The organism is Cupriavidus sp. SK-4 (assembly GCF_000611125.1).
Lineage (GTDB): Bacteria > Pseudomonadota > Gammaproteobacteria > Burkholderiales > Burkholderiaceae > Cupriavidus > Cupriavidus necator.
In genome coordinates this window covers 1-14,589 of the sequence record NZ_JFJW01000157.1, presented here as the reverse complement: position 1 = coordinate 14,589, position 14,589 = coordinate 1, and the positions used below count along the sequence as shown (strand labels likewise).

13 protein-coding genes are annotated in these 14,589 nt (G+C 66.7%); 5 read left to right on the top strand and 8 right to left on the bottom strand.

The genetic code is table 11. The annotated features are described in order from the left end of the window. Nucleotides 1–47 precede the first annotated feature (47 nt). The 4 genes from CF68_RS31065 to CF68_RS31050 all read right to left on the bottom strand — a co-directional run bounded on the left by CF68_RS31065 (nucleotide 48) and on the right by CF68_RS31050 (nucleotide 1,730). On the bottom strand, nucleotides 48–299 hold the full coding sequence (locus CF68_RS31065; protein WP_035826579.1) for a hypothetical protein: 252 nt from the start codon (nucleotides 297–299) through the stop codon (nucleotides 48–50). Between the two features lie 23 nt (nucleotides 300–322). Beyond that, nucleotides 323–781 carry a MarR family winged helix-turn-helix transcriptional regulator gene (locus tag CF68_RS31060; RefSeq protein ID WP_035826578.1) on the bottom strand — a complete coding sequence of 153 codons (459 nt, stop codon included), beginning with the start codon at nucleotides 779–781 and terminating at the stop codon, nucleotides 323–325. Nucleotides 782–954: 173 nt separating this feature from the next. Beyond that, complete coding sequence (locus tag CF68_RS31055; RefSeq protein WP_035826581.1) at nucleotides 955–1,191, bottom strand: hypothetical protein; 237 nt, start codon at nucleotides 1,189–1,191, stop codon at nucleotides 955–957. An 86-nt stretch (nucleotides 1,192–1,277) separates the two neighbouring features. Continuing rightward, a complete protein-coding gene (locus CF68_RS31050; RefSeq protein ID WP_035826576.1) occupies nucleotides 1,278–1,730 on the bottom strand; it encodes an Ohr family peroxiredoxin in 453 nt (150 codons plus the stop codon). Nucleotides 1,731–1,930: 200 nt separating this feature from the next. On the opposite strand from CF68_RS31050, the gene CF68_RS31045 reads away from it, so the two are divergent. Beyond that, nucleotides 1,931–2,575, top strand: coding sequence for a TetR/AcrR family transcriptional regulator (locus CF68_RS31045; protein WP_035826574.1), 645 nt, complete (start codon nucleotides 1,931–1,933; stop codon nucleotides 2,573–2,575). Nucleotides 2,576–2,582: 7 nt separating this feature from the next. After that, nucleotides 2,583–3,692, top strand: coding sequence for an alkene reductase (locus CF68_RS31040; protein ID WP_035826573.1), 1,110 nt, complete (start codon nucleotides 2,583–2,585; stop codon nucleotides 3,690–3,692). 118 nt (nucleotides 3,693–3,810) lie between these two features. Here CF68_RS31040 and CF68_RS31035 read toward each other — a convergent pair whose 3' ends face one another. Further along, nucleotides 3,811–4,194 (bottom strand): hypothetical protein, encoded by a 384-nt coding sequence (locus CF68_RS31035; protein WP_035826572.1) that lies wholly within the window; start codon nucleotides 4,192–4,194, stop codon nucleotides 3,811–3,813. 360 nt (nucleotides 4,195–4,554) lie between these two features. Here CF68_RS31035 and CF68_RS31030 point away from each other — a divergent pair, with 360 nt between their 5' ends. Further along, nucleotides 4,555–5,760, top strand: coding sequence for a M48 family metalloprotease (locus CF68_RS31030; RefSeq protein ID WP_035826571.1), 1,206 nt, complete (start codon nucleotides 4,555–4,557; stop codon nucleotides 5,758–5,760). Then, nucleotides 5,757–11,279, top strand: a complete 5,523-nt coding sequence (locus CF68_RS31025; protein WP_084187557.1) for an AAA domain-containing protein — start codon at nucleotides 5,757–5,759, stop codon at nucleotides 11,277–11,279. Before CF68_RS31030 ends, CF68_RS31025 begins: the two co-directional genes overlap by 4 nt. Nucleotides 11,280–11,304: 25 nt before the next feature. Here CF68_RS31025 and tolA read toward each other — a convergent pair whose 3' ends face one another. The 3 genes from tolA to CF68_RS31010 form a co-directional block, all read right to left on the bottom strand. Further along, entirely contained in the window at nucleotides 11,305–12,057 is a 753-nt protein-coding gene (gene tolA, locus CF68_RS31020) for a cell envelope integrity protein TolA (RefSeq protein WP_035826567.1), read from the bottom strand. A gap of 42 nt (nucleotides 12,058–12,099) precedes the next feature. Further along, nucleotides 12,100–12,633 (bottom strand): hypothetical protein, encoded by a 534-nt coding sequence (locus CF68_RS31015; RefSeq protein ID WP_035826565.1) that lies wholly within the window; start codon nucleotides 12,631–12,633, stop codon nucleotides 12,100–12,102. Between the two features lie 168 nt (nucleotides 12,634–12,801). After that, nucleotides 12,802–13,170: a VOC family protein gene (locus tag CF68_RS31010; protein ID WP_010811769.1), complete on the bottom strand. Its 369-nt coding sequence runs from the start codon at nucleotides 13,168–13,170 to the stop codon at nucleotides 12,802–12,804. Between the two features lie 391 nt (nucleotides 13,171–13,561). Here CF68_RS31010 and CF68_RS31005 point away from each other — a divergent pair, with 391 nt between their 5' ends. Beyond that, a complete protein-coding gene (locus CF68_RS31005) occupies nucleotides 13,562–14,548 on the top strand; it encodes a tripartite tricarboxylate transporter substrate binding protein (RefSeq protein ID WP_035826562.1) in 987 nt (328 codons plus the stop codon). Nucleotides 14,549–14,589 lie beyond the last annotated feature (41 nt).

The window sequence follows — 14,589 nt, the reverse complement described above, 5'->3', positions numbered from 1 at the left end:
GTGTGCTGCGAGGGGTTTTGTCTTTTCCGGCTCGGAATCTTGCGGGCTCAGTAGTCCGCCAGCTTCTCGCCGTCGACTTCCATGAGCTGGTCCAGGCGCAGGGTCTCGCCAGTCTTGAGCGTCAGATATTCGGCGCCGCCCCGGCTGTACACGTCGGTAATGGTCGCGGTGCGCTGCTGGAGCAAGCCATCGGCGTCGCGATAGTGGATCTGCGTGGGCCTGCGCACGGTGGCGAGGTCTTCCAGGCGGTCGTGGAACTCGCAGCTGATCGGACTGTACTGGACGGCTGTGCTGGTCATGGCTATGGATCCTGTGTGCTGGTTCATTCGCTGTCTTTCACCGACTGGATCAGGTTGTTGCGCAGCGATGCAACTGCCTTCTGGATCCGGGCGAATTCGTCCGGGGCCAGGCCGGTCGCTCCGGCGAGGCTGGATTCCAGGCGCTGTTCGCGCAGCTTGCGGCCGGCCTTGGTCAGGCGCACGCGTACCTGGCGCTCGTCTTCGGGGTCGCGCTGCCGCTCCACGTAGCCCATCGCCTCCAGCTTCTTCAGGATCGGCGTCAGGGTGTTCGATTCGAGAAACAGCTTCTCTCCCAGGCTGCCGACGGTCAGGTCGTCCTGCTCCCATAGCGCAACGATGGTGATGTATTGCGTATAGGTCAGCCCCAGTTGCTCAAGGATTGGCTTGTAGGCCTTGCCGAAGGCGAGGTTCGCGGAATAGACCGCGAAGCACAGGAAGTCCGAGAGCGTCGGGGTTGCGGTGGGCTTGTCGGTGGGTTTCATTTGTTGCCTCGTTGGCCAAAGACGGATGGATCGCAAGCGTCGATTATAAATCGTGTGCGATTTTATCGCAGGTGCTATAACTTTCCGCGGCGGTTCCTGGAGCCCGAGGGAAGGGCGCCCGGAACCGGCAGAGAATCGTGCGCACGATCTGGCCTCCGCGGCGCTACGCGGTCTCAGGCGCGTGCACCGTCGAGGTAAGGGTCGACCTTGCTGCGGGCGCCGTCGTAGTACGGGCTGCGCGTGCCGTGTACGGAGCGTGTGCCGTCGGTGTACGGATCGGCTGCGCCGGTGACCGAGCGGGCGCCCTCGGTAAAAGGGTCGCGCGCCGAACCGGCGGCTTGCGCGGCGGCGGCGGTCAACAGGGCGGCGGCGACAACGGTGTAGCGTGCGATGGAGGTGAGCGTGTTCATGGTATGCATCCTTGTATCAGGTGATGTTTAGTCGTATGCGCTTTGATCGCATACGACTAATTAGAAATAGCGAGAAGGTCAGGGAGTTACGACGTAATCACGTTCAGCGCCACCTCGATATTGCCGCGCGTTGCCTTCGAATAGGGGCAGATTGCATCGGCGGCGTGAGCCAGTTGCGTAGCGACATCCTGCGCCAGGCCCGGCGCGCGAAGGTTGAGGCGTGCCTGCAGGAAGTACTCGGTGCCGGTCTGGCCCAGGTCGACTTCGATGTCCACGGCCAGGTCGGACGGCAATTCCAGCTCCATCTCCTTGGCCACCAGGCCGACCGCGGCGATGTAGCACGCCGACCAAGCGCCCGCGAACAGTTGTTCCGCGGTCGGGTGGGGCTGGACGGTCGAGAACACGTGCGCCGGGATGGTGCTGTTGCCGGGCGACAGCGCGATGTCCAGCGTGCCGTTGTGGCCGCGCGAGGTAACGCCGGCGCTGCTGTGCGTGGTGTGGGTCTTGCCGGTGGCGAGGACTTTTTCGATCTTGCTCATGGTTTGGATCTCTGGTGGTTGTCAGTTGTATTTGCATCGCATCCGTTTTGATCGCATACGATGTAATGCATATTGGAACATGGGCCTTCCCTTGTCAAGGAAAAATATCGTGTGCCCGAAAGAGGGCCGGAAATGCGTCCTTGCCTACGCTTGCGCAGTGCCGTTTGACATCTTAAGACGACTGGTCATATTATTCCGCCATGGCACGCACTGCAGACAAGACCGACATCCCCAACCGTTTGACGAAGGCGGGGCGCGAACTGTTTACGCGCCACGGTTACAACGCCACCGGCATCCAGCAGATCACCGACCACGCCGGCGTGCCGAAGGGGTCGTTCTACAACCATTTCGAGAGCAAGGAAGCGTTCGCGGCGGTCATCGTCGCGCAATACGCGGGTTTCCTGCAGCGATCGTGGGAGGCGATGATCGATGAGGCGCCGTCTGCGCCGATGGCAGCGATCCGCTATGTCTTTGCCCGGATGATTGCGTACCACCAATCGAGGAAGCTGCAGGCTGGGTGCCTGATAGGCAACTTCGCGGCGGAGATTGCCTTGTCGAGCGAAGTCTGCCGGGCCGCCCTGCAAGCCGCGCAGCTGGCGTGGCGCGAACGCCTCGCCGGCATGATCTCCGAGGCCCAGGCGCACGGCGATATCCGCGCAGACATCACAGCTGCCGAGCTATCCGGGCTGGCGTGGGATGCCTGGGAGGGCGCCTTGCTGCGCATGAAGCTCGAACGCTCGGTCGAGCCGCTGCGCCGCAGCGTCGACCTGATGTTCGACCACCTGTTCCAACCGGCCGCTACGCACGTTGTGGCCGCTGCAAGCCTTAGACCAACCACGGAGTAAGCCATTCATGGGCGCACAGAAAGAAGCCTTTCTCGCGGATGCTTTGTTCCAGCCGATCAAGCTGGGCAAGCTCGAACTTGCCAACCGCATGGCCATGGCGCCGCTCACGCGAAGCCGGGCCGACGACAACCTGGTGCCGACCGACATGGTGGTCGAGTACTACAGCCAGCGCGCCAGCGTGGGCCTGATCATCGCTGAAGCCACGCAGGTCTCGACCACTGCCCAGGGCTACACCAATACGCCGGGCATCTACACCCCCGAGCAGATCGCTGCCTGGAAGAAGGTGACCGACGCGGTGCACGCGAAGGGCGGCAGGATCTTCCTGCAGATCTGGCACACCGGCCGCATGTCACACACGCACTTCCAGCCGGACAACCAGGCGCCGGTCGCACCGTCGGCCATCGCTGCCAATGCCAAGACCTATATCAACGGCAAAGGCTACGTCGAATGCTCGATCCCGCGCGCGCTCGAGACGGCCGAGATCGCTGGTATTGTCGATGACTTCCGCACCGCTGCAGCCAATGCCATCCAGGCCGGCTTCGACGGTGTCGAAGTCCATGGCGCGCACGGCTACCTGCTTGACGCTTTCCTGCGCGATGGCACGAACAATCGCTCCGACACGTATGGCGGCAGCATCGAAAACCGTGCGCGCTTCCTGCTCGAAGTCATGGCTGCCGTGGTCAAAGAGATCGGTGCCGACCGGGTCGGGGTTCGCCTGGCACCGGTCTCGCCCGTCAACGACGCGCTGGAAAGCAATCCGCAGCCGCTGTTCGAACATGTCGTGCGTGAACTGGAGAAGCTGCATCCGGTGTATATCCATGTCGTGGAAGGCCACACCGGCGGCCCGCGCGACAACGCCCCCTTCGACTATGAAGCGCTGCACCGCCTGTACACCGGCGTATGGATGGTCAACAACGGCTACTCCAAGGAGATGGCCGAAGAGGCGATTCGCCGTGGCAGTGCCGACATGGTCTCGTTCGGCCGCAAGATGATCACCAACCCCGACCTGCCGCGCCGCTTCCGCGAAAACAAGCCGCTGAACCGTCCTTTTGAAGACGCGTCGCTGTACGGCGGCAATGGTGCGCACGGCTACGTCGACTACCCCGAGCTGGGCTGACGCGGGCTCCGGCCAGCAAAAAAAGCGCCCTTTGGAGCCGGGAGAAATACGTTCCAAAGGGCGCGTAAGCGCGTTTGACGATGGCTGCCTGCCTGAGGCAGGCTCGCTGTGCACGGGCTTATGCCAAGGCGCCGTCGGTATAGACGTCGAACTTGCGCGCGGGATCGGCTGAAGGACCGCTGCGGTCCATGCCGGCCAGGGCGCCGTCGGTGTAGATGTCGAATTTGCGGGCAGGATCGGCCGACACGCCACTGCGGTCCAGGCCAGAAACGGACTGCTCCTTGATGGGTGAAGCCTCAACGCGGGTACCGTCGATAAAGACGTCGAAACGGCCGGCCCGCGCACTGTCGCTATAGACGTCGCGCATGTCGACGCGGGAGGTGTAGCCGGACCTGTCGCCGGCAGGAGCGCTATCGCGGGCGGCGGCATGGGCAATGCCGGCAGTGCAGGCGGCTGCAATCGCGGCGGTGGCGAAGATCGTGTTGGCGAGCTGGCGGATCATGGCGGTACTCCGATTTGCGGTAAGAAGGGCAGAACGCGGCGGGCGTCCTCCCGCTTATACGCAGAAGCTGTGCCACCGGATGCGGACCGGCAAAAATGGAGTCGCAGCCCCGTCATCAGCGAATTCCGCTCGGCTAGCGGAGCAAATGTTGGGCAGAAACAAACTTGCGGCGTATTAGCCGCCCGCCCAAACCAACAGCTTCCTCCGTCAGCCAATTCCCGCGGCGGCATTCCTGCCTCCCACTAGTCCCGACAGCGTCAAACTGGCCATGCCAATGCGGGCATTGCCTGCGCTGTGGACGGCGCCAACTCCATGCTCCCCCTGTAGAATCGCCTTCCACGCAACCCTGGAACGTCCCGCATGGACTCTCACGCCCCGGATCGCGGCGCGCTGGTGCCGCTGGCCTATCACGCAACGGTGGTCGACTACCTGCGCCGCCATGAGCCCGAGGTCTGGCGCTGGGCCGGCGCCCGCGCGACCGGCGCCGATCAACGCGAGGCACTGCGCTCGATGCTGCTGCGCGACACCTACCGCATCGAGGCGGACGCGCATGCCGACGTGCACGCGGCGCTGGCCGAGGCGATGGCGCGGCTCGGCATCGACGCGCCCGCGACGCTCTACCAGTCCCCGGGCCAGGACATGAACGCCTCGCTGGTCTACGTGCCGGGAGAGGTCCACATCGTCCTGCAGGGGCCGCTGCTGGAGCGGCTGTCGCCGCCGGAGCTGCTGGCGGTGTTCGGCCATGAGCTGGCCCACCACCTGCTGTGGTCGCGCGACGAAGGCCAGTTCCTGGTGGCCGACCGCATCCTGAACGACGCGCTGGCCGCGCCCGGCGCCAGCGCCAGCCATCGCGAGACCTGGCGCCGCTACGCGCTGCACACCGAACTGTTCGCCGACCGCGGCGGTGCCGTGGCCGCGGGTGCGGTAGCACCTGCCGTGTCGACGCTGGTCAAGGTGCAGACCGGCATCGGCAGCGTGGACGCGGCCGCCTACCTGCGCCAGGCGGCCGAGATCGAATCCAACGAGGCGGGCGCAAGCGCCGCCCACAGCCATCCCGAGACCTTTATCCGGGCGCGCGCGCTGGCACTGTGGTGGGAAGGCGCGGCCGATCTCGATCCATGGATCGAAACCCGGCTGCACGGCCCGCTGGCGCTGGAGAAGCTGGACCTGCCGGGACAGGTCCGCCTGCAGGCGCTGACGCGCGGCTTCATCGCACACTTCCTCGCCGGCACGGATCTGGCGAGCGAGGCAGTGCTTGCGCAGGTGCGGATGATGTTCCCCGACTGGCGCGACGACGAACCGGCGACCGGTCCCGAGGGGTTGGGGCCGGACGTGGCCGACGACAGCGTGCGCAGCTACCTCAACGCACTGATGATGGACCTGGCACTCGCCGACTCCGACCAGCAGGACGCCGCGCTGCTGCACGCCGGCCAGGTGGCACAAGCGCTCGGCAGCCTGGAAGCGCTGCAAGGCAACCTGCGCCGCGACGCCGGCTTCGGCAAGCGCGAGCTGGACCGCTTCCAGCGCCAACTCCAACGCGAACTGGCCAGGGAGGGCCGGGCATGACTGACAGCACGACCCACGGCACCAAATCTATTCCGGATATGACCGGCAGCGGGGAGCCGCGCACGCTGCGCGCCCTGGTCGACGCGCAGGCGGGCGCGGCGCTGCCCACCGACGACGTCCTGGTGCTGGTGCTGCCGCTGTTCGCGCAGGTCGCCGCGCTGCACGCGCAGGGCAGGGTGGCAGCGCTCGATCCCGACAGCATCCTGGTGGACGAGGACGGCGGGCTGCGCCTGCGCCGGCCCGATGGCGAAGCGCCCGTCATGGACATCGGCACGGTGCATCGCGTGCAGCCGCATCCGGCCTCGGGCCTGAACATCGTCGGTGCGCTGCAGCTCGGCCACGCCGATGACGGACAGCGCGACCAGGCCGACCTGGCGCTGCAGCTTGACGCTACGGCGCCGGTCGAACGCCCGGTCTATCTACGCGGCCCGGCCAGCTGGGAACGCCTGCTTGGCCACCACGACGAGATCGGCGACGTGTTCCTGCTCGGCATGGTGCTCGCGAGCCTGGCCTGCGGCCTGGACTTTGCCGATGAGGACGACCTGCGCAGTTTCGTCGCGCAGCGCCGCAACCTGTTCCTGCTGCACGAGCGCCTGCATCCGATCGTCGCCGCGGTGATCGTCGAGATGACCGAGATCAACCGCCACGACCGCGCCACCGATGTCGCCGCGCTGGCGACCCGGCTGCGCACGTGGCGCGAGCAGCCGCCGGGCCTGGACGTGGAGCGTGTGCTGGCCGGCACGACGGGTGCCACGCCGCGCCGCGCCGCCGTGCTCACGCACCTGCGCGACCGCCTGTTCGATCTCTCGCGGCGCAACCGCCTGCTGCACTTCCGTCCGACTGCGGCCACCGTCAACGTCACCGTGGCCAGCGTGCCGCTGATGCTGCAGATCGAAAGCGTGCGGCCCGAGCATATCTGCACCTGGGGCGGACCGTTCGCCGCCGACCTGGTGGCGGGCAAGCCGGTGTCGCTGCAGCGCTGGCTGCGCTTCGACGACCAGCCCTACCTGCCGGCGTCGCTGGACCGCCTGATCGCCGAGACCCGCCGCGACCGTGCCGAGTACGGCTTCAGCAACCTGCGCCTGGTGGTGGCGTTCCTGCGCTGGCACAACCTGAAAGAGGCGCCGGACGAGCGAATCGTGACGCCGCTGCTGTGGCTGCCGGTGGAACTGGTCAAACGCAAGGGCGTGCGCGACCAGTACGTGATCCAGTGCGCGGGCGGCGAGGCCGAGTTCAACCCGGTGCTGCGCCACTACCTGAGCCAGCTGTACGACATCCGGCTGGACGAGACCGTGGATCTCGACAAGACCTCGATCGAGGAAATCCATGCCGGCATCCTCGCGCAGATTCGCCGCTCGGAGCCCTCGGTGGAGCTGCGCCTTGTCGACAAGGCCGCGGTGCGGCTGGTGCGGCAGAAGGCGCTGCAGCGGATGCAGCAATTCCAGCGCCGCCGGCCGGGCACGGCCGCCGCGCGCAGCGGCGGCTGGCTGCCGCCGTACAGCTATGCGCAGGACGACTACCGGCCGCTGGGCCGCGCGCTGTTCGAGCATTGGGTGCGGCCAAGCGAGCTGCCGCAGCGCTTCGAAGCGGGCGCCGCACCCGCCGCCGGTCCGCGCCAGCCCCACATGAGCAGCCCCGCCGCCGCGCAAAGCGACGAGCGCCAGGGCTACGTGCTCGAGGAGTCCGAGGGCCACCGTTATGCCTGGGACCTGGACCTGACGCAGGTGACGCTCGCCAACTTCAACTACCGCAAGATGTCGCTGGTGCGCGACTACACGCAGTTGCTGGACGAGCCCGGCGCCAATCCGGCGTTTGACCGCGTGTTTTCGATCGATCCGCGCGACGTGGAGACGCAAGCGCCCGCGCCGCTCGCACCGGCCGAGCAGTGGAACGTGGTGGCGGCCGACGCGACGCAGAACGCCGCGGTCGGCCTCGCGCGCAGCCTGCGCAGCTTCATCATCCAGGGGCCGCCGGGCACGGGCAAGTCGCAGACCATCACCAACCTGATCGCCGACTACGCGGGCCGCGGCAAGCGCGTGCTGTTCGTCTGCGAGAAGCGCGCCGCGCTCGACGTGGTGTTCCATCGGCTCAAGCAAAGCGGGCTGGATTCGCTGTGCTGTCTGATCCACGACTCGCAGACCGACAAGAAGGCTTTCATTGCCGATCTGCGCGCTTGCTACGAGCAGTGGATCGCGCAGCCGCACGACGGCGACTTGCTAGCGGCGCGCCGCACACAGGTGGCCGAGGCGCTGGCCGCGCACCAGCAACGCATCGACGCGTTCGAGTCGGCGATGGCCAGCGCGCCCGAGGCCCTCGGCGACAGCGTGCGCGCGTTGCTGCGCCGCGTGGCCGCGTTGCCCGCTGTGCCCGAGGCAGGGCCTGCACTGCGCGAGCGCCTGCCGGCGCTGGCCGCATGGGACCGTCAGCGCGATCTCGCGCACCGCGTGCACCGCGCGATGCGCGAACGCTTCGGTCTCGACAGCCTGGCCGCGCACCCGTTCGCGCGCCTGTCCCCGCAACTACTGGCCGACGAGCGCGCCTATGGCCGCGCCGAGCAGTTGTGCAATGACGCCGAGGCGCTATTCGATGCGCTCGACCCGCTGCTCGACAGTACCGCAAGCCTGATCGGCCAGGACACTGCGCTGGAACAGGCACTCGCACATGCCACAGACGGTCAATGGCTGCTCGACACGGGCCTCGCCGCACACCTGGACCTGCTCGATCCGGCCTCGCCGGCGCACGTCGCGCTGCGCGAGGTCCGCGCGGACCTGGAGTCGCGCGCGCGGGCACTCGCCGACGCGCGAGCCGCAACCTCGAACTGGCAAGACAAGCTGAGCCCCGGCGATACCGAATCGGCGCTGGCGCTCGCGCGGCGGCTGGAGCCGTCGTTCGCGCGCTGGCTGCAGCCCGCATGGTGGCGGCTGCGCGGCGAACTGAAGCGCCGCTATGACTTCGGCAAGCACGCTGTCCATCCGGGCTACGGCAAGGTGCTGGAAGCGCTGGCCGCCGAGCACGCCGCGAGCGCGGCACTGGCGGCGGCCGATGTCGACAGCCGCCGACGCTACGGCGTCAGCGAGATGCAGGCCTTCCTGCGCGCGCTCGGCGAACTCGAGCAGCGCCTGCAGTCAGGCGCAGGCCCGCGCGAACTAGTCGGGCACCTGCGCCAGGCCGTCGACCCGGTCGCGGCGGCGCGCGCCGAGGCCGGTGCGCGCGAGGCGCTGGAGAAGCTCGCGCAGCGTGTGCGCGACGGGCTGGTGCTGGCCTCCGACGCGCGCCTCGGCGACATCGCCGAACTGCTGCGCGACCTGCGCGAGGCGCTCGACGACCTGCCCGACCTGTTGCCGCTGTTGCGCGCGGTGCATGCGGGCGACCCCGCCTGCGCCGCCACGCTGCAATGGCTCGATCACGCACCGGCGCAGCTCGAGGCGCTGGTCGCCGACGAGGCGCTGCGCCGTCTCGCGCGCGAGAACCCGGTGCTGGCGCGCTTCGGCGGCGCGGCGCTGGCGCAGGCCGCGCGCGCCGTGGCGCAGAGTCAGCGCGAGCTGCTCGCGCTGAACGCCCAGGTGGTGCGCGCCACGCGGCACAAGCAGTTCGCCGAGCATGTGCGCGTGTCCTCGCTGTCGGCCACGATGCTGGACGCGGACGGCAAGACGTTCAAGAAGCAATACGCCACGGGCCGCCGCGAACTGGAGCACGAGTTCGGCAAGAGCATGCGCCACCGCTCGATCCGCGATCTCTCCGACGACGAGACCGGCATCGTCATCAACGACCTGAAGCCGATCTGGCTGATGAGCCCGCTGTCGGTGTCCGACACACTGCCGCTGTCGCCGGACCTGTTCGACGTGGTGATCTTCGATGAGGCCAGCCAGATTCCGACCGAAGAGGCCGTGCCCGCGTTGAGCCGCGCAAGCCAGGTGGTGGTGGTCGGCGACGAGATGCAGCTGCCGCCGACGAGCTTCTTCACGGCCGGCGGCGCCGAGGGCGACGACGAGATCGTCGTGGAAGAGGAGGGCGAGCGCATCGCCATCAACCTCGATTCGGACAGCCTGCTGAACCAGGCCGCGCGCAACCTGCCCGCCACGCTGCTGGCGTGGCACTACCGCAGCCGCCACGAATCGCTGATCAGCTTTTCCAACGCGGCGTTCTACGACGGGCGCCTGGTCACCATTCCCGACCGTTTGCTGGAGCAGGCCGAGGACGAGGCGCCTGCGCTGCGCTCGGACCAGGAGGATGCCGGCATCGCGGGCGCCGACGCGCTGCTGGCGCGGCCGGTCAGCTTCCACCGGCTGGCCGACGGCGTCTACGCGGACCGCCGCAATGCGCAGGAGGCGAGCTACATCGCCCGGACCGTGCGCGAGCTGCTGCGCCGCGAAACCGGACTGAGCCTGGGCATCGTGGCGTTTTCCGAGGCGCAGCAGGCCGCCATCGAGTCCGCGCTCGAGGCGCTGGCGGCCGAGGACGCGGACTTCGCGCTGCGCCTAGAGCGTGAGTACGTGCGCGAGGACGACGACCAGTTCAACGGGCTGTTCGTCAAGAACCTGGAGAACGTGCAAGGCGACGAGCGCGACGTGATCATCCTGAGCATCTGCTACGCGCCCGGGCCGGACGGCAAGATGCTGATGAACTTCGGCCCGATCAACCAGCGCGGCGGCGAGAAGCGGCTTAACGTGATCTTCAGCCGCGCGCGCCATCGGATGGCGGTGGTGTCGACGATCCAGGCCGAGGCGATCACCAACGTGCACAACGACGGCGCGGCCGCGCTGCGTGCGTTCCTGCAGTTCGCGCAGGCCAGCGCGCGCGGCCAGTTCGAACGCGCCCAGTCGGTGCTCGGCGCGCTGAACCCCGGCGCGCGCGACGCCTTCACGCGCGAGGCCACGCCGGACAGCGTCCGCGACGCACTGGCCGAGGCGCTGCGTGCGCGCGGCCACCAGGTGCACGCCAACGTCGGCCGCTCGCAGTTCCGCTGCGACCTGGCCATCGCCGCTCCGTCGGGACAAGGCTACGCGCTGGCGATCCTGCTCGATGCGCCGTCCGAGCCGGTGACGGACACCGCCGAGCGCTATGTGTTCCGCCCCGGCATCCTGCGCAGCTTCGGCTGGCGGGTGCTGGACATCCCCGGCAAGGACTGGCTCGACGATCGGGACGCGGTGCTGGCCCGCATCGAGGCCATGCTGGCCGATGGCGAGGATCGCGCGCTGGACGTGGAGGTCGAGATGCCGGTGCCGTTGGCGAAGCCGGCCGCGGTGCAGGATGCGGCGTCAACGGGCGAGGCCCGGACGGACGCGGCGACGGTATCGGCTGCACAAGCGGAACTGGTTCGGACCCTGCGCTTCGAACAGGGCACGTCGCGCAAGTTCTGGCGTGCCAGCGTACGCGGGGCGGAGCTCTCCGTCACCTATGGCCGCATCGGCAGCACAGGGCAGACCAGCGTGAAGACGTTCGACAGCGCCGAGCGGGCACGGCGCGAGGCGGACAAGCTGGTGGCAGAGAAACTGCGCAAGGGCTACGTGGAGGCATAGCGCCTGGACAGGGCGGCCGGCGCGATTAGCCGCCCTCGTCCTTGGGCCAGAAGGTAATGAGGATATTGGAGGGCGCGACGCCGTTCTCGTCGCGCGGCAGCGGGTCGGATCGCTGCACCGCGCGCAGCACGGCGTTGTCCCAGGCCGCATTGCCGCTTGACTTGGCGAGCCGCGCCGACAGCACAGAGCCATCCGGCGCCATGCCCACGGCCACCACCGCCGCCGGATTGCCGCTGACGTCTTCATTGAAGATGATGTTCGGCTTGACCCGCTGCCGGACCCGCTCGGCATAACCGGACGAAGGCTTGGTGCCGGAGCCGGAGCCGACCCGTGTTCCAGAATTGCCCGCCTGCGACCGCAATCGCGCCAGTTCGCCCTGGCGCTGGGCATTATCGGCCTGGCGCTGCGCTTCCATCGCCTTGCGTTGCGCCTCCTTGCGGGCTGCTTCGGCACGCGCCTGGTTCTCGCGCTGCCGTGCTTGTGCCTGGTCGCGCGCGGCCTGCTCGGCCTTGCGCTGCTTTTCCTGCAGCGAGATGTCGGCCTCTTCCTCTTCGACCGGCTTCGGGCTTGGCGCCGGCGTGATTGCGGGCGCCGGCGTTGCGGCTTCCGGGATCGCTTCCCACAGTTCGGCCGCGACACCTTCAGGCGCCGCGCTGCGCCAGCGCACGCCGTAGTAGAGCAGGGCACCCAGCAGCAGGTGCATGAACAAGGCCAGCAGGAAGCACCTCAAGGTGCCCCGTTCAGGCACTGGCTGATAGGGATAGGCGACGGCCTGCATGGATCGCGCGCCTTGCCGCTGCTCGTTTTTGCGCTTGCTCTCCTATGTACCAGTCGAGACGCCAGTTCCGCCGGCGGACGTATCCACGTGCTTCTCCAGTTTCAGGTACGAGTCAGCCGCGACCAGCCCGAACACGATGTGGGCAATGGCGGTTATCCAGCCGCGCGCTTCAGCAAACCATGGGAACGCGGCCGTCATGCCGTGGAAATTGACCAGGTACAGGACCAGGCCGAACAGCGCCCCAACTACCGAGGCCATGCCGACACTCGAATCAAACCGGAACGGCGCCATGATCGCTGCCAGGATCACCGCAAACACGACAGAGAGCACGAAGTGGACCACCACGGCCGCTACCAGCACGCTCATCTGGAAGGTGGTAGCTTGCGCCAGCACATCCGGGCCCAGCATGATGGCGGCGATCATAGTCAGCGGCTTCCAGACGCTGGCCCCCATCAACATGGCCGCCAGCAGGTCGAGCACCAGGAATACCACCCCGGCGACGAGGCCCGCCAGCGCCGCCGCACGCCAGTCCGGCCACCGGTGCGCGTAGCGATGCGATTGCATATGAAGTTCCATGACATCCTCCTTTGATGCGGCAGAAACCAAAGCCGCTTTCCAAGGCGCAACTTCATTCTATGGGGTGCAACCGCATCAACCAAGCGCAGTCAACGCTGCAAAGCAGCGAGCTGGCGTGGCAGGGCGCCAGTGTCTCGTCAAAGGCTCACGGCGACGGACGCTTGCGTCCTAGCCCTTAGTGAAGATCTCCAGAAAGTGCTTGCTCGGATCCTCGAAGTAGATCCGGCGGCCGCCATCGTCGGTGTTGACCTCGCCGGGGCGGCGGCGGTACGGGTCCGCCCAGTAGGTCAGGTTGCGCGCGCGGACGCGGGCAAAGCCCTGATCGAATTCGGCGTCGCTGACCAGGAAGGCATAGTGCTGCAGGGCAACATCGCCCTCCGCGTCCATGAAGTCCAGGGTCACGTCATTGTCCAGCCGTACGCCGAGAAACGGCCCGAACGGCTCGGCCGGGGGGCGTCCGAGGATCTCGCAGAGGAAGTCGGCGGAGACCTTCTTGTCATGAGAAAAGACGATGGTGTGGTTGAGCTGGATGGCCATGCAGCAATCTCCGGGAAGGATACGTGCAAGGAACGGCGAGCAAGCCGGCAGGGGACGGCCAGCCGGCCGTCACGCAGAAGCTGGCGTGCGCCACGCTTGCAGGGTAGCCAGCGCCGGTGATGACGGCAACCTTGCCTTGCAGGCCAGGCTTGGTTGGCATCCCTTCAGCCGTGCCGTGAACGCCTGAAAGTCCGGCCGGGTCAGATGCATCCTGAATGGCTTCACCTCCAACCCATCCGCCCCGTAGCCACCATTCGGCCATCACCAAACGCGATGGCACGCTCGCCATTTATTGCTTTACGAGACCTTTCACCTCTTTCATCCTCATCGAATCACGGCTTGCTGCTTATGCTTCACAAGTGGTGGCATGCCGCTTCAAAGGAGACATGAATTGAAAGGTATCAAAGGGAAGGCATTGCGTCTTCTCCGTGCTGGAGGCTTGGCTCCCGCGCTACTGATAAGCGGCTCAGGTTGGGCGAGTGGGTATCCGGTGAAGCCGGTGACACTGATCGTTCCACAAGCGCCTGGTGGTGCCAACGATGCTGTGGCGAGAATCGTGGCGCAAAGACTCGGTGCGGTGCTGGGCCAACCCATTGTCGTCGACAACCGGCCCGGCGCCGGTGGGAATATCGGTATCCAGGTCGCTGCGAAGGCACCGCGCGACGGTTACACGTTACTGCTGACAGTCGGCAGTTCGTTCACCATCAACCCGTCGCTATACCGGAAGATTCCGTTTGATCCTGTCAAGGACTTCGAGCCGATTACGCTGGTGGCGACGGCGCCGTACCTGCTGGTCACGAACCCGGCAATCCAGGCCAGGTCTGTCCAGGATCTGATTGGCCTGGCCAGGTCGAAACCAGGAAAACTGGACTATGCCTCCGCGGGCAACGGCACGCTGAATCATCTGCTCGGGGAAATGCTGAAGGCAAAGGCTGGCATCGATATTACCCACGTTCCGTACAAGAGTGCAGCTGCAGCGGCTACTGACGTGGTTGCCGGCCAGGTTCCCATAACGTTCGGCAGCCTGCCAGGTGTGATGCCGTTCGTGAAAACAGGGCAACTCCGCGTACTTGGCGTGGCCACAGAGAAGCGGTCAAGACTGATTCCCGAGGTGCCAACGATAGGGGAGGCCATTCCTGGGTACAGCGCGGTCTCCTGGTATGGGTTGCTTGCGCCAGCCGGTACGCCAAAGGAAATTCTTGCCCAGCTTCATGCGGAGGCCACCAAAGTCCTGAATAGCAAGGACGTGCAGGACAAGCTTGCCGCGCAAGGAGCAGAGGCCACGTCGAATACGCCAGAGCAGTTCCGCGCTCTGATCAAGGACGATCTGGTGAAATGGGCGAAGGTCGTCAAGGACTCGGGAGCACAGGTCGATTGAGTGACGGGGGGGGAGGTGTCAGGAATTCTGTGTGCTGAGGT

Excerpts from the sequence above, each read along its gene's own strand:
- CF68_RS31065 (WP_035826579.1), bottom strand. The coding sequence starts at position 299 with ATGACCAGCACAGCCGTCCAGTACAGTCCGATCAGCTGCGAGTTCCAC.
- CF68_RS31060 (WP_035826578.1), bottom strand. The coding sequence starts at position 781 with ATGAAACCCACCGACAAGCCCACCGCAACCCCGACGCTCTCGGACTTC.
- CF68_RS31055 (WP_035826581.1), bottom strand. The coding sequence starts at position 1,191 with ATGAACACGCTCACCTCCATCGCACGCTACACCGTTGTCGCCGCCGCC.
- CF68_RS31050 (WP_035826576.1), bottom strand. The coding sequence starts at position 1,730 with ATGAGCAAGATCGAAAAAGTCCTCGCCACCGGCAAGACCCACACCACG.
- CF68_RS31045 (WP_035826574.1), top strand. The coding sequence starts at position 1,931 with ATGGCACGCACTGCAGACAAGACCGACATCCCCAACCGTTTGACGAAG.
- CF68_RS31040 (WP_035826573.1), top strand. The coding sequence starts at position 2,583 with ATGGGCGCACAGAAAGAAGCCTTTCTCGCGGATGCTTTGTTCCAGCCG.
- CF68_RS31035 (WP_035826572.1), bottom strand. The coding sequence starts at position 4,194 with ATGATCCGCCAGCTCGCCAACACGATCTTCGCCACCGCCGCGATTGCA.
- CF68_RS31030 (WP_035826571.1), top strand. The coding sequence starts at position 4,555 with ATGGACTCTCACGCCCCGGATCGCGGCGCGCTGGTGCCGCTGGCCTAT.
- CF68_RS31025 (WP_084187557.1), top strand. The coding sequence starts at position 5,757 with ATGACTGACAGCACGACCCACGGCACCAAATCTATTCCGGATATGACC.
- tolA (WP_035826567.1), bottom strand. The coding sequence starts at position 12,057 with ATGCAGGCCGTCGCCTATCCCTATCAGCCAGTGCCTGAACGGGGCACC.
- CF68_RS31015 (WP_035826565.1), bottom strand. The coding sequence starts at position 12,633 with ATGGAACTTCATATGCAATCGCATCGCTACGCGCACCGGTGGCCGGAC.
- CF68_RS31010 (WP_010811769.1), bottom strand. The coding sequence starts at position 13,170 with ATGGCCATCCAGCTCAACCACACCATCGTCTTTTCTCATGACAAGAAG.